We start from the raw sequence: 21,604 nt of genomic DNA on the forward strand, positions 1-21,604 counted from the left end.
GCAGAGCCGGCCCGGTGGCGAACTGGTTTACGCGCCGGGACTCAGGCGGGTAACCAGATAGTCCAGTAATAACCGGACTTTGGTTGATACATGACGGGTTTGCGGGTATACCGCCCATATCCCGTCATCATCGATTTGTTGTGCCGGCAATATCACTTTCAGACGGCCAGCTTCGATATCATCAGCGACATAATAATCAGGCAGTTGAATGATGCCCAGGTGCTTACGGGCAGCATCACGGATCCCCACGCCACTGTTGCAACGCAGTCGTGCGTTTGAAAGCCGGTAGGTGACGACTCTGCCATTTACATTAAATTGCCAGTGGGCTGATGTGCCGGCAATGCACTGATGCCGGGCAAGGTCGGCTACCGACTGAGGCAGGCCATGCTGCTCAAAGTATTCCGGTGAGGCACAGGTGAATAACGTTCGCGAGCCTAACCGGCGGGCAATCAGCGATGAGCTCTCAAGATGACCAAGACGGATAGCCAGATCGTAGTTTTCCTGTACTAAGTCCACAACCTGATTTGTCAGATTCAGGCTGACCTCAATGCGGGGATGCAGCGTAAGAAAGTCATTAACGACCGGTGCGATGATCCGCTCACCGTAAGTTACGGGGGCAGTAAGCATGAGTTTGCCTGAAGGCGTGAGCTGTTGTTCGGAGACGAAACGTTCTGCGTCATCAAGCTGGTCGAGAATGTGACGGCATTGATGATAGAACTGCTGACCAAGTTCGGTTGGCGTCACCACACGGGTGGTGCGGTTTAACAGCCTCGATGACAGACGGGTTTCCAGTGCACTGACCTGGCGGCTTACTTTTGCGGTAGAGATACGCAGTTTTTTCGCTGCCAGCGTAAAGCTGCGCTGCTCAACAACCGCCACAAATTCAACAATACCGTCTCTGTTCATAAAGCCCTGCAGGTAAATGGGTCTATTATTGCATTTATGAAAAAGTGATTTTCATATTGCGTGTATTGTTACATAACTGCGACTGTTTAGAATAGTCCGACACACATCGAATAAAGGATAAAACAACATGGCTGACGTAATTACTTGTAAAGCCGCGGTAGCGTGGGAAGCGAAAGCGCCGCTGTCTATAGAAGAAATTCAGGTTGCACCGCCAAAAGCGGGTGAAGTGCGGGTAAAAATTCTTGCCACAGGCGTGTGTCACACCGACGCATTTACCCTGTCTGGTGAGGATCCTGAAGGCGTATTTCCTGCCATCATGGGCCACGAAGGCGGTGGTATTGTTGAGTCAGTTGGCGAAGGGGTAACCTCTTTGAAAGTGGGCGACCATGTTATCCCGCTTTACACCGCCGAGTGCGGAGAATGTAAATTCTGTACATCAGGTAAAACCAATTTATGCAGCGCGGTACGTGAAACTCAGGGTAAAGGTTTGATGCCTGACGGGACAACCCGTTTCACCTGTAATGGTAAGCCAATTTATCATTATATGGGTTGCTCCACGTTCTCCGAGTACACGGTTCTGCCTGAAATTTCGCTGGCTAAAGTTAATCCTGATGCGCCACTGGAAGAAGTGTGCCTGCTAGGGTGTGGTGTGACCACAGGTATGGGCGCGGTACTCAATACGGCGAAAGTTCAGGAAGGAGACACCGTTGCTATCTTCGGACTGGGCGGTATTGGCTTATCTGCCATCATCGGTGCAACCATGGCGGGAGCAGGCCGTATTATCGGTATCGATTTGAATGAATCCAAGTTTGAACTGGCTAAGAAATTAGGTGCGACTGACTGCATCAACCCTAAAGACTATGACAAGCCGGTTCAGGAAGTGATTGTTGAACTGACCGACGGCGGCGTTGATTATTCTTTTGAATGTATCGGCAACGTGAATGTGATGCGTTCTGCACTGGAATGCTGTCACAAAGGCTGGGGTGAATCGGTGATCATCGGTGTAGCCGGTGCCGGCCAGGAAATTTCAACCCGTCCGTTCCAGTTAGTGACCGGTCGTGTATGGCGTGGTACTGCATTCGGCGGCGTGAAAGGTCGTTCGCAACTGCCCGGTATTGTTGAAGATTATCTGGCGGGCAAATTCGCTCTGAATGACTTCATCACCCATACTATGCCACTGGAAGAAATCAACGAAGCGTTTGATTTGATGCACGAAGGGAAGAGCATCCGTTCTGTGATCCACATGGCACCATAATTCATCGTAACCATATGGTATGGCGTCCCGAAGTTCGGGGCGTCCTTGCCCCTAGTCGGTTGGACTTACTGGTTCATGATACGGGAAACGTTCTCAGTTACGCTTACCGCACCCTGATATATTTCATCCATCACAGCCTGCACACTGCCGATTTGCTCAGCATTCAGGTCAACTTTGGATTTCACTTCGGTCATTTTCTCACTGGCTTGTTGTGCCAGACCTTTGTTTTCGCCTACTACCGATTCAATCTCTACCGTTGAGTCACTGGTTCGTTTTGCCAACTGGCGTACTTCGTCTGCTACCACGGCAAAGCCACGACCCTGATCGCCGGCACGGGCTGCCTCGATAGCCGCATTCAGCGCAAGCAGGTTGGTTTGATCAGCAATGCTGCGGATAGTAGAAACGATGGATTCAATGTTGGCTGACTGGGCAGTCAGTTGCTCAATCAGTACGTTTGCCTGATCTACTTCTTTCAAAGTGGCGTTAAATACATCCACGGAATTGGTCAGTGATTCTGTTCCCCGTAATGCAATTTGTGACGTTTCTTCTGAAATCGACACCGCGTGCTCCGATGCACTGGCGATGTTACTTTGTTCAATCACTTTTTGCGTGATGTCTGAGGCAAACTTGATAATTTTATAGACTCTGCCGTCAGCAGAGTAAATGGGGTTGTAAGTGGCTTCCAGCCACAGCACTTCGCCTGCTGCATTCTTGCGTTTAAACTGGCCGGACTGGAAATTGCCTGCTGCGAGAATGTCCCAGAAATTAGGATTGTCGATGTAGAAATCATCGTAACAGAACATACGGTGATGCTGACCCTGAATCTGGTTCAGGCTGTAGCCCACGGTGGCCAGAAAATTTCCGTTTGCGTTAAGGATTGTGCCGTCTGGGGTAAATTCAATCACTGCCATTGAACGGTCCAGGGCATCAGAAATCGCTTTGTTGGCTTCTGCTGTTTCTTTTTGCTCAGTGATGTCGCAGCAAATTTTTAGTACTGCAGTTACTCTTCCGTTTTCATCCAGAATGGGTTCATAAGAAGCCTCCAGCCACACACCTTCACCACTGCGGTGTTTACGGTGAAACTGACCGGTTTGGGCATGGCCGTCGCGCAAGTCACGCCATAATGCTGCATAAGCGGTACTGTTTGTTAGCTCACTGAAACACAGTGCACTGTGGTGCTGACCAATCAAATCACTGCTTTGAAAACCGAAAATAGACGCAAAGATCTGATTGCATTCAATCACGTTGCCATCCGGCGTGAAAATAACGTAGGCATTGTGACGTTTTACTGCGTCAGAAAAGGCTTTATGTTCGTTAATCGCCTGTGTTAATCCGGCGATTTCTTTTTCGTATGTAGACTTAAGAGCTAACATCTCATTTCTCGCGCATTGTTATTAGTATTTATATTTATGGTACTTTTATTCGCCAGTCATGTGAGTTAGTCAAAAGTTTAGTTTTACTTAATTAACTGAAATAAAATGAAATTTATCTATTCCCATGCTTTTAAAGTGGTTATTATAAGTATAAATATGCATTAAATATCATACTTTAGTCGCGTGTTTGACCGCCCGGTCCGGTTTAACTCAGACCCTAAAATTTAAGGATGGGAAAGCCCATGAGCGCAGATTCAAAATTTCAGTTCAGTAAAATCACCGTGTCTCTTCACTGGATAGTGGCGATATTGATGATCGCTTTATTAGCTGTCGGTATTTACATGACAGAGAATCATGACTATAGCCTGTATCCGTTACATAAGTCTTTTGGCGTGGTCGTTCTGGTATTTGCTTTTGCCCGTGCTGTGTGGCGGGTGAAAAATGGCTGGCCGGTGCCGGCGGGAGACTATAAAGCGTGGGAGCATATGCTGGCCGGTGTGATTCACTGGGTACTGATCCTCGGTACGCTTATCCTGCCAGTGTCTGGCATCATCATGTCATCGATGGGCGGGCATAACGTTCCGTTTTTCGGGTTTGATTTAATTCCCGCTAACCATGACCCCGTTAATCCTCAGGATGTTCTGCCAAGAAACGAAGGCCTTTCAGAGGCGGCAGGGGAAGTACACGAGATAGTTGGCTATCTGCTCATCGCAGCCATCATTCTTCATGTGGCGGGGGCACTTAAACATCACATCATAGATAAAGACGGTACGTTGCAGCGTATGCGCGGAAAAATATCGGATAAAGGAACAGCAAATGCTCAGTGCCCTTCACCGGGCACGCTCTCTTTCCTGTCACACTGTTACCCTTAAACCCGCGCTGGCATATATCTGTGCTGAACAATCGTCTACGGCAGGCTTATTTTCCCCATATTGGTATTGGGAATACCGAACAGGTTGCCTTCAAAGCAAGGGCTGCCGGCCAGCGTTTCATTGGCGAGAATGGCAAATAGCAGGGCTTCTTTCGCATCGGCATCTATGCCCAGTTCAGACAAATTTTTAAGGCTGATAAAGTCCGGCAGTTCATCCGCGATAGCTGCCATGAGTGCTTTATTTCGCGCGCCGCCCCCGCTCACGTACATCGTTATCGCTGACGTGCTGGTGGCAGTCATAATAATGCCGTGAGCAATCGCTTTAGCGGTAAATGCTGTCAGTGTTGCTACAACGTCTTCGTTAGGAATGTACAGGGTTTGACTGCGTAATCGTGCCTGATTCAGATAATCCAGGTTGAATACCTCAGGTCCGGTGGTTTTTGGTACCGGACAGGAAAAGAAATCATGGCGTAGCAATTCATTGAGCAGGTTTTCATTCACGTTTCCTGACAATGCGATGGCGCCGTCTTTATCGAAGCGCTGCCGTGCATAGTGCCGGGATACAAAGGCATCAATGATGGTATTGCCCGGGCCGATATCGGTGCTGAATACTTCGGCGGGATGATTACCGGCGGGCAGCCAGGTGAAATTGGCGATGCCGCCGATGTTCAGTAAAACACGGTTTTCCTGTTCGTGGCTGAACACGAGGAAATCTCCGTAAACCGCCAGTGGCGCGCCTTCACCACCTGCGGCGATGTGTTTCTGACGAAAATCAGAAAGTGTAATAATGCCGGTGCCTGTAGCAATCCGGTCACCATCGCCGATTTGTAATGTGCCGTTGCCGTATTCAGGCAAACCGTGCTGTTCCCGCGGGCAGTGATAAATGGTCTGACCGTGACTGGCAATACAGTCGATATCTTCTTTATCCACTTGCCACTGGCTCAGTGCTTTATTGATTAAAGACGCATGATATTCGCCTACCCACGCATTCAGTAATGTGACTTCCTGCAAGTCTACATCCCGTTTTGCAAAAACACGTTGAATTGCCTGACGGAATTTGACGTCATAATCGACTGTCATAAACCGCTCGATACGGGCTTCAGTCTCTTTTCCTGAGCCTGTGATGTTACACAACGCGATATCCAGGCCGTCCAGCGATGTACCGCTCATCAGTCCGAGAATTTTTCGCTGAGGTTTGCTACCAATATGGTACAGGCGTTCAATAAATTTATTCATAATCATCTTTTGCCGGTTAGGTATTTGTGCCGGTACAGGGTGCCGGAAACCGTTTCATACTACTTTTCCGGAAGCGGGTTTCAGGCGAAATAAACCTGACAAACCTAGCATATAAAAATAAAATATTCTTGATCAAAAATGTAACATGAGATAAAAAATCCCTCAGCCAATTCCTGAATTACGATTACTTACCATCGGGGTACAGATATTCTATGCCACTAATCCGCCACTTGAGCAGACGATATTTTCAAATAGCGGTATGCTTAAGCTGCCTTAACCTGACTCCTGCAAATGCTATGACTGCTGACTCTGATACGCAAAGTATACGGCGCGATATTGCGCAAAAACTCATGCCTGACTTCCGCTATTTTTGTGCCGGCGACGAAGAAAAATGCCGCGAGCCGGTAACGGTTTTACCGCAGGAGTTAAAAGACTTCGTCGCTGAGTCCGGCGTGGGCGGCGTCATTTTGTTCGGTGAAAACTTATCCTGGCCAGGCCAGATTGCCTCGCTGACCAGCGATTTGCAGCAGGCTGCAACGGGGAAAAGTGACGGAGAGCCGCTGTTTATTGCCGTCGATCAGGAAGGGGGGCGTGTATTCAGAACTCCGCGGGTCTTTACAACCGACTTTGCCGGCAATATGGCGATTGGCGCAACCATCGGAAAACATGGTACCCGCTTTGCCCGTGAAAGCGCTGAAATCATGGCGCAGGAGCTTAAGCTGTTAGGTATTAATACCAACTTCGCTCCCAATGTGGATGTAAACGCCAATCTGGCGAATCCGGTCATTAACGTGCGTTCTTTCGGGCAGGATCCGAAAGTGGTGGCGCAGGCCGGCGAAGCGCAGGTTGAAGCCATGCAGTCGCAGGGGATCCTGGCCACACTGAAGCATTTTCCCGGACATGGTGACACTCACACAGACAGCCATCTGGCTTTGCCGGTGGTCGATCACAGCCGCGAAATGATTGATGCGGTGGACTTGTACCCGTTTAAAACGATTATCCGTGAGGTATCGCCGGCCATGGTAATGACGGCGCATATTCAGTATCCGCAATTAGATGACAGTAAGCTCAACGACAAGTCCGGTCAGCCACAAATTAAGCCGGCGACATTGTCGAAAAAAATCCTCTCCGGGATCCTGCGTGATGAGCTGGGTTTTAAAGGACTCATCGTGTCTGATGCCATGAACATGGCCGGCATCGCAAAATTCTTTGACCAGACTGATGCCGTAGCGGCTTCGTTTTCTGCCGGTACGGATATCGTCGTGATGCCACTGCCGGTCCACAGTGACAGTGGTATCCGCGCCTTCAATGAATTACTCGATGCCCTTACACAAAAGGTATTACAGGGTGAGCTCGACAGAGGGTTAATTGCAGAATCTGCCGCAAGGATCCGGAAAACAAAAGCTGACTTCGGGCTGGCTGCACACTTTACCCCTTCACCGGAAAAACTGGCGGCTTCTCTGGCAGACAACAAGCGGCGAGCTCAGTTACTTGCTGATGCGGCCATTGCGGTTGTTAAAGGCAAACCGGCTGACTTTATCATTCCGGAAACCGGTAACGTACTGGTTCTCATGCCGGAGGAAACCGTATGCCGTGCGGTGTCTTATCACATGTCACTGTACCGTCCGCAGCAGCAGGTTACCTGCATGAGCTTGCAGCAACTTAACAGGCCTTCGCTGGACAGTGCCATGGCGCAGGCTGATACCGTAGTGGTTGGCAGCATGACACCGGCGCCCAGTCTGGTAGAACTGGGCGGTATGGAAGACATGGACGTTAATACAAAGCAGATCATGGGGTTTGATGAGGCGCAGGCTTTATTGCCTTCATTACTCGAACAAGTCAAAGAAACAGGAAAACGCAGTATCCTGGTGTATTTGCGGATGCCTTACGACGCCATGCAACTGAATACCTTCAGCGATGCGGTGCTGGCGACTTATAACGCCAATGTGTATGCCCTGTCTGATGAACCTGACGCGCCCTATACCGGCGGCACGATGGACAGCCTGGTCAGAGTACTTACCGGCATGTTGAAGCCGCAGGGCGGGATCCCGGTATCTCTGGACGAGGTAAGCACACCTGTGGCTCATGACTAAACCATTCCGGACGTTTCTGAAAGTCGCAGTTATCGGCATGGCGACCAGTGTGTCAGCCCATGCCGCACAGTTGCAGGGGCAGCTAGTTTTGCAGTCTGAAGCAACGTCAACACCTCTTACCGGTGTATTTTCAGTGCCCGGTGACTACGCCAGATTGCGTATTGTGCCGGCTGTTGTCAGCGAGGCGCGCATTGAAGTGAATGACCGGGTGGTCTTCGACGGCACACTGGATCCGGCTGAAAATGCACAATATATACTGACCAGTAAAGATGCGGTGAAAACCGGTAAAAATGCACTGTCATTAAAGGTAAAAACCGGCGATGTGGCGGTGTCTGTAGACTATCCCGAACTGGAATTTGCAAGTCCGGAAGAAGGATTAACCGCCACGCAGAGCAAGGCATTGCAACAAACGTTGCAGCCATTTATTGGCACTGACCCCGATAAACACCTGTTTCCGGGCGTTGCTCTCCTTGTCGCCAGACAGGGTAAGGTACTGTATTCCGCGGGACAGGGTATGGCGCAGTATCAGTTAATGAACTCCGGCCGTCTGCATTCGCTGGCATCTCCCCGCAAGGTCACGGCAGACACGGTTTTTGATTTGGCGTCCGTGACGAAGGTGGTCTCTACCACGGCTGCGGTGATGCATCTGGTCAGTGAACACCGGTTGTCACTGGACGACACATTGGGCGACTTGCTGCCCGGCTTCAGTCAAACAGATAAAGCCGGCATCACTGTGCAGCAACTGCTGACCCACCGCAGCGGCTTATGGGAGTGGCAACCACTCTGGCTGCACAAAAGGCAAAGCCGTGATTCTGTCTTCGCCTGGCTGGCGTCACTGCCACGACGTTATGGGATCACGGAAAAACGGGCATATTCTGATATCGGTTTTATGTTACTGGGTAAAATCGTTGAACAGATCAGTAAAATGCCGCTTAACGACTACGTATACACGTTTGTTCATCAGCCTCTGGGTATGAACCGAACCCGCTATTTACCACCGGAAAGCTGGCTGGATAATATTGCCGCCACGTCGCAGGGCAATCCCTACGAGCAACACATGGTAAATTCTTCCACGCCATACCCGGTAGTAGAAAACCCGCCGTTTGAGCGCAATTTTGATGGCTACCGCGATTACACGTTAACCGGTGAGGCGAACGACGGCAACGCCTGGTACGCACTTGAAGGTGTGGCAGGTCATGCCGGTCTGTTTTCTGCTCTGCCGGATCTGGCAATCTATTGCCAGACGCTGCTCAATGGTGGCGGTTATGGTAACGCCATGCTGACCGGGCCTGAGACGCTGGCTGCGTTTCTGAATACGCCTTACGATACTGGTCAGGCGCTGGGCTTCTGGCGTTACGAAGACGGGGAGGGACGGGAAAGCTTCGGTCATGCCGGCTTTACCGGTACTCAACTGATGTTCCGGCCTGATGATGGTCTGATTGTCATTATGCTGACAAACCGTCAGCACAACGGTTTACGGCAGGACGGTACCTATCCGTCTGTACAACCTGCCTGGCAGGCAATTCTGAGTGTGGTTGACAGTTTCTGGTAACCGGCATTACCTGGCTGCCGGCCGGTAATGGTATTCAGGGATCCCTTCTGCGGAAATTGTACACTGCCCCAGCTTGCTGTCAGACGACAATAAAACCCACTCGTTCCGGTGCGCATAACCGGCAGGCTCTGCTTTCTCAGAGTCAAAACACAGCCCCTTCAAATTATTTTTGCTAGTAAGCACAAACCGTGAGGGGTTGTCTTCCAGCCATTCGTACGCTTTGGCCAGTTGTTTTTCAGTCTGTGTGTGAAAGCCAAAATGGGTAACCGGATAGGGCGAAAATAATATAAATTGCTCAGCAAAATCTACCAGGCCGACTTCGATGTTATCGCCATGGTGCGCCCGTATATTGTCGTAAACATTAACCGGTGTTTTCACATTTTCCAGCAGCACATATCCCCATGTGCTCCATGATACCCACAATAAGGAAATAAAAACCGGCCAGCGCAACGGGGTGTTCTTTTCGCGTACAAAAAGCAGGGTCGCCAGTCCGCAACTGCCGGTGAAGATAAACCACCACCAGGGCGTAACCTCAAATTTTTCCTGTAATGTGAGTAACTTTTCGACACCGGCAAGTCCGGCAATACCTGCCGTTAGTACCACCAGAGATAGTGCGCTGATAATAACGGCGATTAACCTGTTAAACCCGTTACGCTTTATGATTCCGGTGACGTACGGGCTGGCTATCAGCGCCAGCATAGGGAGTGCCGGCAAAATATAAACACCCCGTTTACCCGGACTGATGCTGAAGAAAATCAAAACCAGCAATACCCAGCCCAGCGGAATAAGTATTCTGCCGTCACCGGCACGGAGTGCTTTTATCCAGTTCGGGACCAACCAGGGTAATGCAACACTTAAGGGCAGCCAGAATGCGGGTATCACATTGAGCACGTAATACCAGAATGGTTTGATATGGTGCCAGGAGTCTGCATAACGGGTGACTGTCTGGCGGAACAGGATGTTGTCACGGTATTGTTGCAGCAACGGGTCATGACTGTTGTCGACAACCAGTAACATGGGGACTAACCACAAGCCGATAGTGACAAGCATAATCGCCGGACCGGCGATCCATTTGCCAATATCACCAAAAGAAGTCCTTCTGCTTTGCTTAAACCTGAAAACATATAACGCATAAGGGATCAGCATGAATACAGGCAGAAATCCGACCCCTTTGGTTATTACTCCCACGCCCATGAAAAAGAACGCCGTGAAGTACCAGCGCCAGCGCCGCTCTGTCAGCATGAAGCGCAACATACCGTAGCAACCGAGGGTAATCCAGCATGTCACCATCGCATCAATTTGTGCAGACTTTGCCTGCAAGACGAACTGAAAACTGAACAACAATGATGCCGCCGCAAGCAGACCGGTTTGCCTGTTCCATAACCGGCTTCCCAGGTCATACACCAAAAATAAAGTCAGTATGCTGCAGAGGGCGGACGGAAGCAGAAATGCCAGCTTCAGTGATCCGGTAAATGCATAGAACACCGCGATAGACCACATAAAAACGGGAGGCTTATCCGGATAATACTCGCCTCCACGCAGTGGAAAGAGCCACTGTCCAGACTCCACCATTTCTTTTGCGATAAGGGCAAACCTGGGCTCATCTGCGGGCCACGGGGAGCGTAAACCGGTACCGGCCAGTATAAGCACTGCTGCGAACAAAAAGAAAAACCAGGGTAAGTAAGGATGCGCCAGCCATGCTGTCGATGGCTGTGACACCGCTTTTCTGCTGCACATGATTTACTTTACCTCTGCCTTGTATGACGCATTGCTGTGAGCTGCCCCTGCCGGACAGGAGGGCGGAGAGTCATTCAACATTTTATCTGCCTTGTAGCGACGGTACAGATAGATGCTGAGCAGCATAGAGACACCCAGCATGCACACACTGAAAGCGAGTTTCCAACCCGACTGAACGACGATCCCTTTACCCATCAGCGCGAAGATTGCCATTTGCGGTATATAGCCCAAAGCAGATCCTGTGATGAAAGGGAGGGGGTTAACCGTGGTTACTCCGGCAATGATATTGGTAATCAAGTTGTTACCCAGCGGCAGCAAGCGAATCACAAATGCTTTCAAAAAGGTCTGGCCGGACAGGAAGCTGCTGATCCTGACAATTTTTACCGGGAACAATCGCTGTACAAGTTTCCGGGCAAACAGGCGCGAGACAAGAAAGCAAAGGGAACAGCTCACTGTTGCAGCAATAGTGGAATACACAAAGCCCTCAGTGAACCCGAACGCATAGCCGCCGAGAAAGGCAACACCTTGCCTCGGCACGCCGACAGAGAGTAAGCAGACAGCAACTACTAAAAACAGCAAAGCACCCTTAAGACCATTATTCCGGGTGTGCGCATCAATCCACTGCTGATTAAATTCGGAAAATGCAGGCAGAACATCGATGGCATAGCTCACACCACAGATTATCAGCACAACAAAAAAGAGCTTAAGTAAGACTGGCCTGATCTGCGACACAGTGAATTTCCCGGCTGGCTTATTCACTGATGATGTCCGCATGTTTGCAGCGTTTTTGCAGCCAGAGCACACCAAATAAATCCACTATCCCTACACCCAGACGGCCCAGCATATTGTATTTGGATGTACCGGTTTGACGGTCGCGGTGTGAGACTTCAATGACAACAATTTTACCGCCCATCCGGCGGATGAGGGCAGGTAAGAACCGGTGCATGTGATCAAAATACGGCAGGCGTCTGAATGTTTCTGCGGGAAAAACTTTCAGCCCGCATCCGGTATCAGGTGTGTCATCACCAAGCAGTGAGCTGCGAATCTTGTTGGCGACTTTTGATTGAAATCGCTTCCAGGCTGTATCTTTACGGGCTTTGCGGTAACCGGCGATACAGAAATGTTCTGAATCAGAAAATGCAGCAGCGGCTTTCAGCATGGCGGGTATATCAGCAGGATTGTTCTGGCCGTCAGCGTCAAGGGTGACAATCAGTTTTCCACTTGCATGGGCTACGCCGGTAAATATGGCGGTGCTTTGTCCCACAGAGCGTTTGTGCCGGATGAGTCGTACAGGCACAGAAGCGGTTCTGCTCACAGCCAGTATCCTGCCGGCGGTGTCATCAGTACTGCCATCATCAACATAAATAATTTCGTAAAGGCATTGCAGACCGGGAGTCTGAATAATTTCTTCAACGAGAGGGGCAATATTGTCCTGCTCATTTTTGGCAGGAATAATGACAGAAAGATCCAACTGAGTTCCTCTTCAACATAACGTTGTACTGCGAATCAGATGGAATCATACAGATAGAAACTTAAGAAAAGCTTAAGAATGAAGATAAGGCACACGCTGTCTTTCAGCGTGTGCATAATAGATACGAATTACTTCGCTTTACCTTGTTTGGCAACGGCATCCATCATCGCTTTGATCGCTTCAGGATCGCCCAGGTATTCTTTAGAAATTGGTTTCAGATCGGCATCCAGTTCGTATACAAGCGGTACACCGGTAGGAATGTTCAGTTCCAGTACTTCTTCTTCTGACATACCGTCCAGATACTTAACCAGTGCGCGCAGGCTGTTACCGTGAGCGGCAATAACTACGCGCTTGCCATCCTGAATGGTAGGACGGATAACGTCGTGCCAGTAAGGCAGTACGCGGTCGATGGTCAGCGCCAGACTCTCTGCGCGGGGCAGAATGCTTGGATCAACATGGCTGTAACGACGGTCATGGCCGGGGAAGTGTTCGCTGCTTTCTTCAACTGCCGGAGGTGGTACGTCGAAGCTGCGACGCCAGATTTTCACCTGGTCTTCACCGTGTTTTGCTGCAGTTTCTGCTTTATCCAGACCTGTCAGGCCACCGTAGTGACGTTCGTTCAGACGCCAGTGGCGTTGTACAGGCAGGTAATGCTGTCCCATTTCTTCCAGCGCGATGTTCAGTGTTTTGATTGCGCGCAGCAGTACAGAGGTATAAGCGATGTCAAACTCAAAGCCTGCATCTTTCATCAGTTTACCCGCGTTCTGTGCTTGCGCAACGCCGGTTTCAGTCAAATCCACATCGTGCCAGCCAGTGAAGCGGTTTTCCAGATTCCACTGACTTTCGCCGTGACGGATAAGTACCAATTTATACATAGAAGTTCCCTAAGTCCTGGTAATAGAAAAATGGTAAAGGCATACACACTGCTATGCCAATTTTACATTCGAAAGTGCCGCTATCATCCTTTATTCGCGGTTAAAAATCCAGTTTGAGGAAAGATGTTATACCAGATGATTTTGCTCAAAGCTTGACCATACGGGCGTTTCGGGAGAATGAGGCATGTGTCAAAAATCAGTCTGGTCTGAAATGTGCTTTATCAACAGTGAGTATGAATTTCCGGATGCGCCAGTCAGCATAAACTGAGCGACAAACCGGCAGTAAGGATTATCATCCCGGGCTATACAATATGCGCGGTTTAACGACCGCGGGCGAATAGCTCAGGCATGTCTAAGTTAGTCAGGAGTGATAACTATGTGTCTTGATACGATCAAAATTCAACGTAAACGTGGAAAAGCCATTAAAACAGGCGAAAGCCGGGCTGAAAATGAAACCCGTACCGGTAAGCAATATCGCTATAAGGCACGGGGCACACGAACTTCACAACTAGTGAACAAAGCGGTATCTCACCCCGTTTACGCCAATTAAAGAGAAAAGGCCGGTTTAACCGGCCTTTTTTCATTTAGAACAAAGCGTTCTATATCAGTGAAAAAGATTCCTGCAAACACTTAACCGCAGCCAGTGTTTTTACTGGTGTTGCATCATGCTTCGGTGCAACCGCGTAGACATCATATTTCGGCGCTTTCCATTCAGGCAGAATGTTTACCAGTTTGCCAGTTTCAATGTACTCTCTGACTTCCGGCTCAGGCAGCACGGCGTAACCAAGGCCATCCAGAGTCAGGCGGATCAAAGCTTGTACCGAGTCCACCATCAGACGGGGCGGATTAGGGAGAGCTTTATCTTTTCCTTCCTGTGATTCCACATAATCCCGCATTCCCGGATGAGAAATATACGCATGGGGTGCTAAATCAGTACTGTTAACGGTATCCAGATCTGCCAGCGGATGGTTTGCTGCTACGCAGACAATCAGATCCCAGGTGGCCAGATGGCGGCAGTGCAGATTTACGTCGTTTACTTCCTGCAATGAAATCGCAAGATCCGCACCGCTGGCAATGACATCAGTAGTCTGGCTGGTTAATTCCAGTGCCACTTTAATTTTGGGAAATTCAGACAGCAATGCCTGCAAAGGTTTACTCAGCAGACCACCACCGAACCCTTCCGGCGCGACAATACGTAAGCGGCCTGAGGGGGTTTCCTGAAGTTGCTCAATCTGGTGCTGAGCCTCTTCTGCCACACGGATAAGTTCCATGCTGGTTTTATAATAAATGTGACCGGCCTCTGTCAGGCTGATGTGTCTGGTGTTACGGTTAAACAGACTGAGTCCGATTTCCTGTTCCAGTTTGCGCAGCTGCTGGCTGATGGCAGACACGGTCATGTGAAGTTTTTTGGCTGCGATACTCATGTTGCTGGTATTAGCAACTTCAACGAAAATTTGCAGCGAACGGAGAAGCTTGGTGTTCATATAGCGAATGATTCCTGTGAAATCTCAGAAGAAATGAGTTGAGAATTCATGCGAGTCAGTTTAGTCTAAATGGAAATAATTCTCATTTCTTGATAATCCTTACTCAGCCAGAATAAGGGTGCGGGCTGAAAGAGTCGATTCCATCACGTTCAATCTGTAGGACAACGGGATAAACAGCTTGTTCCGGCGGGCTTATCAGGAGAAAGGGGAAGATTCCGACCCGGAATATACCGGGAATATGAATGTGCGCTGACATTAAAATTGTTCATTTAAGGAGTGTCTGTTAATGGGATGTACCGTGGTACGCCAATTGTCATCAGCAAAACGCCGTGGGTTAGCTGGTGCCGTTCTGTCTTTATCTCTCGCTGTTTTTCCTGTTTTGTCTCATGCCAGTGAAGTAAAGGTTACCTTGCCCCGTTTATCTGTGGCTGAATACCATGCACCTTATGTTGCCGTCTGGCTGGCTGATGCTAAGCAGAAGCGGGTAAAAGACGTTGCCGTATGGTATGACGTGGAAATGGAAAACGGTAAAGGCGAAAAATGGCTGAAAGATTTGCGCCTTTGGTGGCGTCGCAGTGGCCGCAGTGCCGATTTACCTATGGACGGTGTAAGTGGTGCTACCCGTCGTCCAGGTGAGCACACCATCGACTTGTCCGGACAGTTCGATGATATTCCTGCCGGAGAATATACCCTGAACGTTGAAGCTGCCCGGGAACTGGGTGGCCGTGAAGTATTAAGCGTGCCTGTCACATTGCCTGTTTCTGCATCGCAACATCAGGTTGCAGAAGGTGATCAGGAACTGTCTGAAATTGAATTAACTTTGGAGCCATAAATGAAAATTAAACATCTGATCGGTACCGGCGTTGTTGCCTTGTCTTTAATCGCAACACCGGCACTGGCTCACCGTGCATGGATTAAGCCGACAACCACTGTTGTGTCAGGCGATGACGAGTGGATCAGCTTCGATGCTGCCGTAGCAAACGGCATTTTTACCCCTGATCACTTCGCACTGGGCACAGAAGGTATTACGGTGACTTCGCCTTCCGGTAAAGAAGTGGCGAAGCAGCACGAACAGAAACTACGCTACCGTAGTGTTTTTGACATCAATGTGAAGGAAGAAGGCACGTACCGTGTTGAAACGGCATCCCAGTCGCTGATGGCATTCTGGAAAGACGCAGACGGTAAGCGTCAGATGTGGCCCGGTCGCGGTAAAACCGGCACGCTGGAAGAATTCAACAAAGCAGTACCGAAAAAAGCAGACGGTCTGGAAGTGGTTGAATCATCACGCCGGATTAACGTATTTGCTACTCTGGGTGAACCTTCAGAAGACGCCATCAAACCTACAGGTAAAGGCCTGGAGCTGGATGGTAAAACGCATCCGAATGACCTGTATACCGGTGAAGAAATCAGCCTTGGCTTCCTGATGGATGGCGGTGCTGCCACCGGCACGAAAGTGACTATTGTAAAAGACGGTGAAAAGTATCGTGATACTGACGACGCGATGAACCTTACAACTGACGCTAACGGCCAGATTGCAGTTACCTTTGAGGAACCTGGCATGTACTGGCTGGAAGCTGAGTTTGAAGATGACAACGCAAAAGCACCGGCGCAGAAACGCCGTGGTATGTTCGTTCTGGTAATGGAAGTATTACCTCTGTAAACCGTTTATTTTTTGCTAAATGGCAGCGCAGTTACCGCTCACTGACGGGGTAACTGCGCATTGTGTTTCTTCAGTATTTCCGCTTAAAATCCTTAATTCTTTTTACATATCCGGATTTTATCTATGACCCTTTCCATCACCGGTGCACGCTCACTGGTTTTTGCATTATTTTCGTTGCTGATGCTGGGTGGCTGTGCAACGCCTGCCGTAGTAGCCCCCGCGGATAACACACTTTCAACGGAAGCTTTCGGACCAAAGCAGTTTCAACAGGAAGGTTTTACTGCCGTCGTGGTGGCATACGGGCCTGAAATGAAGGGGATTCTGGGCCGTATCGAGGCTGATTCCGGCGCTCAGATCACACAGGTCGTGAAGTACAAAGGTGTAACCTACCGTATAGGTAAATACCATGATGAACCCATTCTTGTATTTGCGACGGGCATGAGTATCGCCAATGCTGCACTGACCATGCAGATGGCTTTCGATTATTTTCCTGTGAAACAGGTGGTGTACATGGGGATTGCCGGCGCGGTGAATCCGGACTGGCAGCCAGGTGACGTGATTGTGCCTGTGCGCTGGTACTATCATGATGAAAGTGTGTACACCAATCCGGATAAACAAAACCCGGGCAATTACGTGTTGCCGGAATATTACGCCAGATTTTTGCAGGAACAGCCGGAGCGCAGACAAGTGGACCCGCACCTGCCGGCATACAAGAACTTTCACTTTATCCAGCCTGACGAAGTGCTGATCATTAAAGATGGCCTGGATGAGCCGGTGGATACGGCTTATTTCTCTGCGACCCCCCGTTTGCTGGATGCAGCAAGAAGTGCCATGCTGGCCTTGCCGGACCAGATGATTCTGGGCGAACGCAAAGCAAAATTAACGGTAGGTGGTAACGGCGTGACCGGTTCGGTATTTCTGGATAACCGCGAATACCGCCAGTGGACACGTGATGTATTCAAGGCCGAAGTGACAGAAATGGAATCTGCTGCAGTCGGTCAGGTTTGCACGATAAATGATGTCGATTGGGTTATAATTCGTGCTATCAGCGATCTTGCCGGCGGGCAGGAAGGCGTAAATGTAGAACATATCTACGATCAGGAAGTGTCGCGGGTGGGTGCAAACGTATTGTTTGCTGTACTCGACGCATTAGCCAGGGAAGATTAATGACCGCGAAGGTTATACATCAGTATAACTTTCGTATTTTGTTAACGCATTATTCTTTTTTATTGGTTATGCTGGTATGACAAGTAGTTCAGGTTGTAGTTATGTTTAAAATTCTCGTTGTCGAAGACAGTCAGATAGTCCGTAAAATTTTAAATAAGCTGGTGGAAGATAACCCTCACTTTCACAGTGTGCTGTGTTCGGATTATGCTGAAGCAAAGCAAAAGCTGGACAGCGGCGAAGAATTTCTGGCAGCGATAGTCGACCTGAACCTGCCCGACGCTCCGCGTGGTGAGATCGTAGAGCTGATGCTCTCTCATGACGTGCCTACGGCCGTACTGACCGGTAACTTTGATGAAACATTACGTACCTCCCTCATCGACAAAGGCGTACTGGACTACATCACCAAAGAATCCCGCTATTCCTACATGCAGGTTATCAAGCTGATTGACCGCCTGCGTAAAAATCTGACCACCAAAGTACTGGTGGTTGATGATTCCACTACCAGCAACTCTTACCTGTGTGCTTTTCTGCGCAAATTCCGTTTTCAGGTGTTGTCAGCATTTGACGGAGTGGAAGCGTTGCAGGTACTGGCTGAAAATCCGGATATTAAACTGGTTATCTCTGACTACATGATGCCGAATATGGACGGCTTTGAACTGGTTAAAGCCGTGCGTCAGGATCGTAACTTCCAGGACCTGGTGTTTATTGGTTTATCTGCCAATGGTAACAGTGTGTTATCTGCCAAGTTCATTAAAAGCGGCGCTAATGACTTCCTGAGTAAGCCGTTTTATCACGAAGAGTTTTTCTGCCGGGTGCTTCAAAACCTCGAAGCCCAGGAGATGCTGGTCACCATCCGCGATTCCGCGAATCTGGACCCGCTGACAAAAACATACAACCGGCGTTACCTGTTTGAACAGGGTGAGGCACTGTTCAAAAATGAAGGGCGTCTGGGCGGGCTTACTGTCGCCATGATTGACGTTGATGACTTTAAACAGGTTAATGATACCTACGGACACAAAGCCGGCGACCATCTGTTACAGGAATTTGCCAGCCTGATGGGAGATTGTTTCGGTAAAGATCTCTATGCCCGCTATGGTGGTGAGGAATTCACTGTAATTTCAACCCGTGATTATGCTGCTTTGCTGGACGATTTGAATATTTTTCTGACAAGAGTCCGCGAGCATGAGTTCACCGAGCATCGTCTCAATCTTACCTGCAGCATAGGCGTGTGTGCGGAAGAGATGCAGAATCTGGAACAACTGGTAGAGAAAGCTGATGCCCGGTTATACCGTGCTAAATATTCAGGCAAGGATCAGATTGTCGATATGGATTGATGCTGTTCTCTGAGCAGCAAAGATAGCGGTGTCTTTGGTCCGGGACTGACCAGTAAAAGAATTACAATTTGCAAAAGGATATTTGTATGACCCGTGTCTCCCGTCTGCCGGCGATGTGCTGGCTCGCTTTTATTATGCTTTTCCCTGCTCTCAGTGCAGCCGGTGACAGTGTGCCGGCCTCTGTGGATGAACTCGACGCTGCTATTGAAGGAATCTTAGAAGACAGCCACATTCCTTCAATGGCATGGGCAGTCATTCAACCCGGCCAGGCCGCCCATATTAATACCTTCGGGGTAAAAGCGCCCGGCTCATCTCAGGCGGTAACGCCTTCCACGACTTACCGTATCGCTTCCATCAGTAAAATGTTCGTAGGTATCGCTGCTATGCGACTTATTGAACAGGGACGCATCAATCCTGAAGACAATGTCAGGGACGTTTTGCCTGATCTTCAATTTGAAAACCCCTGGCAAGCGACTCATCCGCTGAAGGTTAAGCATTTACTTGAAAGTACCACCGGCTGGGACGACTTGTCGCTGAAGGAACATGTGTATGACAATGCTGATGTCATGCCCCTCAGTGAAGCGTTCGGGATAAATCCTGACAGCCGGGTATCCCGCTGGGCGCCCGGCACCCGTCATGCGTACTCTAATTCCGCGGCAGTGGCCACCGCTATGCTGATAGAGCAGGTAACCGGTGAGCCGTTTGCAGACTATATCCGCGATACCCTCTTTATTCCCCTTGGATTTGAAAATACGTTTTACGCAGAGCCTGAGCAAAACAGCGATGCTGCATCCGGCGTCAGCGGTGGTCAGGTTGTGCCTCATCAACACTTGTTAATGTATCCGTCAGGCGGCGTGTCATCCAGTATCAATGATCAGGCTAAGCTGCTGGCATTCTTTACCGGACGTGGTTCGCCACTGCTCAGCATAGACAGTGTTAACCGCATGGAGGTAAGTGATACTACGAATGTGCATCAATTCGATGGTGGTTACGGCATCTATAATTTTGCCCGCTATTACGGCGGATATGCTTACCGGGGACATGACGGGGCGTTAACCGGCTGGACATCAGAACTGGCGTATTCTCCGGAGGGTGGATACGGGTTTGTGATTTTGCAGAACAGCGATGATGCCAGTGTGCTGTATAAGGTGGGAAGAAAAATCAGTGACTTCCTGGTTTCGCAGACAGATTCCCCTTCAGTGATAAGTCAGCCGGTACCGGATGAATGGAAGCAAAAGTCCGGCTACTACCGGTTTATTAATACCCGCATAGAAAAGCAGTATTTTATCGAGCGTCTGGTCGCTCCGGTTATGATCCATGTGGAGGATGGCGGAGCGAAGCTGTCCAGCGTGTTTCCGCCGGGTTGGAACCGGGAATTAACCTACGCAGGTGACAATCGCTGGCAAAATGAAAAGGGTGAGATTGTGATGGCTGCGGCCACGGATCCCCTTGCCGGTGAGGTTATTCATTACGGTGATCGCGTACTGGTGAAAGTCTCAGCCTTCAACGCTGTTGCCGACAAGGTCGTGTTATTTGCCTGGCTAATCTTTTTACTTATTGCGCTGTTGTATACACCGGTCTGGCTGATAAATAACGCCAGGGGGAAAATTACCACGGTACACGGAAAACAACTCCGTAAGTGGATGTCACTGTCAGCGGTCAGTGCATTTGTTTTTCTGCTCGCGCTGGGCATTGGCATGAGCAACCCCTTTGCTTATCTGGCGGCCCCCGGCTTAATGTCGGTTGTCTTGTTCATCAGCTCTGTTGTTCTGCCTCTGGTGACAGTATGGGCAGGCATTCAGACGGTCATTTACAGCCGTTCAGATACATCCCGCTGGCTGAAGGGCTTTGTGCTGATATTCATTGTGCTGCAGCTGATGGTTGTCGCTTATCTTGCGTATTTTAGTGCTGCCGGTATCGTTTCCTGGACATAAACAGTAAGGGCTGACAGCGCAATGCTGTCAGCCAGGTGGCACTCTCAGTGTACGTTACGGGTATATTCGATGGTTTTGGTGGCAAGCCGCACCTCTACCAGAAATACCAGTAAAGCTGATATCAGTGATGCCATTGCCAGAATAAACAGTGTGATGACCAGCGTATCGAGATTGATGCGCCATAATTCACCGGAAAACAAAGTAACAATCACCGAGCACACCAGCAAACCTGCGGTTACACACAGGCCGATCGCCCAGTTAATCACACCCACTCTGCGCCACAGCATAATAATTTCACGTTTGTTTTTCTGGATCCGCTCAGCATCAGCAAAGGTTTGGATATTCCGTTCAGCTACCCGTACGCGGTCGGAAATACGACCCAGACGGCCAGACATCACGTTCAGAAAGCCGGCGATACCGGCTAGCAAAAATACCGGCGCAACGGCAATTTTAATGAGTTCAGAAAGGGGGGTGATTAAAGTATCCAATGAATAAAACCTGCTAATTCAACAACCGCGCAAGTTTATCCTATGCCCCGTGCAATTTCACCCGCCCGGGTTCTGACTGGCTCATATTGAACGGTGTAATCAGGGCGTTAACCCGGTCTTAACCCTGACTGATGTAATGTTGCAGCATACGATTAAACCGGGTGTAGT

General features: G+C 49.5%; 19 protein-coding genes. 10 read left to right on the forward strand and 9 right to left on the reverse strand.

Annotated features, from left to right (window positions below):
• Positions 1 to 27 precede the first annotated feature (27 nt).
• On the reverse strand, positions 28 to 906 hold the full coding sequence (locus AC4PME_RS06135) for a LysR family transcriptional regulator (RefSeq protein WP_491045788.1): 879 nt from the start codon (positions 904 to 906) through the stop codon (positions 28 to 30).
• 127 nt (positions 907 to 1,033) lie between these two features.
• On the opposite strand from AC4PME_RS06135, the gene AC4PME_RS06140 reads away from it, so the two are divergent.
• A complete protein-coding gene (locus AC4PME_RS06140) occupies positions 1,034 to 2,161 on the forward strand; it encodes an S-(hydroxymethyl)glutathione dehydrogenase/class III alcohol dehydrogenase (protein WP_490708036.1) in 1,128 nt (375 codons plus the stop codon).
• A gap of 65 nt (positions 2,162 to 2,226) precedes the next feature.
• Here AC4PME_RS06140 and AC4PME_RS06145 read toward each other — a convergent pair whose 3' ends face one another.
• Complete coding sequence (locus AC4PME_RS06145; protein WP_119502972.1) at positions 2,227 to 3,534, reverse strand: methyl-accepting chemotaxis protein; 1,308 nt, start codon at positions 3,532 to 3,534, stop codon at positions 2,227 to 2,229.
• Between the two features lie 242 nt (positions 3,535 to 3,776).
• Between AC4PME_RS06145 and AC4PME_RS06150 the strand changes: the two genes are divergently transcribed.
• Complete coding sequence (locus AC4PME_RS06150) at positions 3,777 to 4,406, forward strand: cytochrome b (RefSeq protein ID WP_491045789.1); 630 nt, start codon at positions 3,777 to 3,779, stop codon at positions 4,404 to 4,406.
• 35 nt (positions 4,407 to 4,441) lie between these two features.
• Here the strand turns inward: AC4PME_RS06150 and AC4PME_RS06155 are convergent, their stop codons facing one another.
• Positions 4,442 to 5,641, reverse strand: a complete 1,200-nt coding sequence (locus AC4PME_RS06155) for an anhydro-N-acetylmuramic acid kinase (protein ID WP_491045790.1) — start codon at positions 5,639 to 5,641, stop codon at positions 4,442 to 4,444.
• A 296-nt stretch (positions 5,642 to 5,937) separates the two neighbouring features.
• Between AC4PME_RS06155 and AC4PME_RS06160 the strand changes: the two genes are divergently transcribed.
• Both AC4PME_RS06160 and AC4PME_RS06165 read left to right on the forward strand, forming a co-directional pair.
• Positions 5,938 to 7,734, forward strand: a complete 1,797-nt coding sequence (locus AC4PME_RS06160) for a glycoside hydrolase family 3 protein (protein WP_491045791.1) — start codon at positions 5,938 to 5,940, stop codon at positions 7,732 to 7,734.
• On the forward strand, positions 7,727 to 9,286 hold the full coding sequence (locus AC4PME_RS06165; protein ID WP_491045792.1) for a serine hydrolase domain-containing protein: 1,560 nt from the start codon (positions 7,727 to 7,729) through the stop codon (positions 9,284 to 9,286). The genes AC4PME_RS06160 and AC4PME_RS06165 overlap by 8 nt, the downstream gene beginning before the upstream one ends.
• A gap of 6 nt (positions 9,287 to 9,292) precedes the next feature.
• Here the strand turns inward: AC4PME_RS06165 and AC4PME_RS06170 are convergent, their stop codons facing one another.
• From AC4PME_RS06170 to gpmA, 4 genes are all read right to left on the reverse strand, one after another.
• Entirely contained in the window at positions 9,293 to 11,023 is a 1,731-nt protein-coding gene (locus AC4PME_RS06170) for an ArnT family glycosyltransferase (protein WP_491045793.1), read from the reverse strand.
• A 3-nt stretch (positions 11,024 to 11,026) separates the two neighbouring features.
• A complete protein-coding gene (locus AC4PME_RS06175) occupies positions 11,027 to 11,755 on the reverse strand; it encodes a TVP38/TMEM64 family protein (protein WP_491045794.1) in 729 nt (242 codons plus the stop codon).
• Positions 11,756 to 11,774: 19 nt separating this feature from the next.
• Positions 11,775 to 12,494 (reverse strand): glycosyltransferase family 2 protein, encoded by a 720-nt coding sequence (locus tag AC4PME_RS06180; RefSeq protein ID WP_491045795.1) that lies wholly within the window; start codon positions 12,492 to 12,494, stop codon positions 11,775 to 11,777.
• A gap of 128 nt (positions 12,495 to 12,622) precedes the next feature.
• Positions 12,623 to 13,369, reverse strand: coding sequence for a 2,3-diphosphoglycerate-dependent phosphoglycerate mutase (gene gpmA, locus AC4PME_RS06185; protein ID WP_119502966.1), 747 nt, complete (start codon positions 13,367 to 13,369; stop codon positions 12,623 to 12,625).
• Between the two features lie 376 nt (positions 13,370 to 13,745).
• Here gpmA and AC4PME_RS06190 point away from each other — a divergent pair, with 376 nt between their 5' ends.
• Complete coding sequence (locus AC4PME_RS06190; protein WP_303572246.1) at positions 13,746 to 13,919, forward strand: hypothetical protein; 174 nt, start codon at positions 13,746 to 13,748, stop codon at positions 13,917 to 13,919.
• Between the two features lie 49 nt (positions 13,920 to 13,968).
• On the opposite strand, the gene AC4PME_RS06195 is transcribed toward AC4PME_RS06190, so the two are convergent.
• Positions 13,969 to 14,853 carry a LysR family transcriptional regulator gene (locus AC4PME_RS06195; RefSeq protein ID WP_491045796.1) on the reverse strand — a complete coding sequence of 295 codons (885 nt, stop codon included), beginning with the start codon at positions 14,851 to 14,853 and terminating at the stop codon, positions 13,969 to 13,971.
• 286 nt (positions 14,854 to 15,139) lie between these two features.
• On the opposite strand from AC4PME_RS06195, the gene AC4PME_RS06200 reads away from it, so the two are divergent.
• The 5 genes from AC4PME_RS06200 to AC4PME_RS06220 all read left to right on the forward strand — a co-directional run bounded on the left by AC4PME_RS06200 (position 15,140) and on the right by AC4PME_RS06220 (position 20,948).
• Complete coding sequence (locus AC4PME_RS06200) at positions 15,140 to 15,685, forward strand: DUF2271 domain-containing protein (RefSeq protein WP_491045797.1); 546 nt, start codon at positions 15,140 to 15,142, stop codon at positions 15,683 to 15,685.
• A complete protein-coding gene (locus AC4PME_RS06205; RefSeq protein ID WP_491045798.1) occupies positions 15,686 to 16,513 on the forward strand; it encodes a DUF4198 domain-containing protein in 828 nt (275 codons plus the stop codon).
• A gap of 123 nt (positions 16,514 to 16,636) precedes the next feature.
• A complete protein-coding gene (locus tag AC4PME_RS06210; protein WP_491045799.1) occupies positions 16,637 to 17,680 on the forward strand; it encodes a 5'-methylthioadenosine/S-adenosylhomocysteine nucleosidase family protein in 1,044 nt (347 codons plus the stop codon).
• Between the two features lie 101 nt (positions 17,681 to 17,781).
• Positions 17,782 to 19,014: a diguanylate cyclase gene (locus tag AC4PME_RS06215; RefSeq protein WP_491045800.1), complete on the forward strand. Its 1,233-nt coding sequence runs from the start codon at positions 17,782 to 17,784 to the stop codon at positions 19,012 to 19,014.
• Between the two features lie 86 nt (positions 19,015 to 19,100).
• Positions 19,101 to 20,948, forward strand: coding sequence for a serine hydrolase domain-containing protein (locus AC4PME_RS06220; protein ID WP_491045801.1), 1,848 nt, complete (start codon positions 19,101 to 19,103; stop codon positions 20,946 to 20,948).
• A 44-nt stretch (positions 20,949 to 20,992) separates the two neighbouring features.
• On the opposite strand, the gene AC4PME_RS06225 is transcribed toward AC4PME_RS06220, so the two are convergent.
• A complete protein-coding gene (locus AC4PME_RS06225; RefSeq protein WP_119502960.1) occupies positions 20,993 to 21,436 on the reverse strand; it encodes a DUF2721 domain-containing protein in 444 nt (147 codons plus the stop codon).
• Positions 21,437 to 21,604 lie beyond the last annotated feature (168 nt).

It is taken from the genome of Alteromonas sp. (assembly GCF_984505615.1).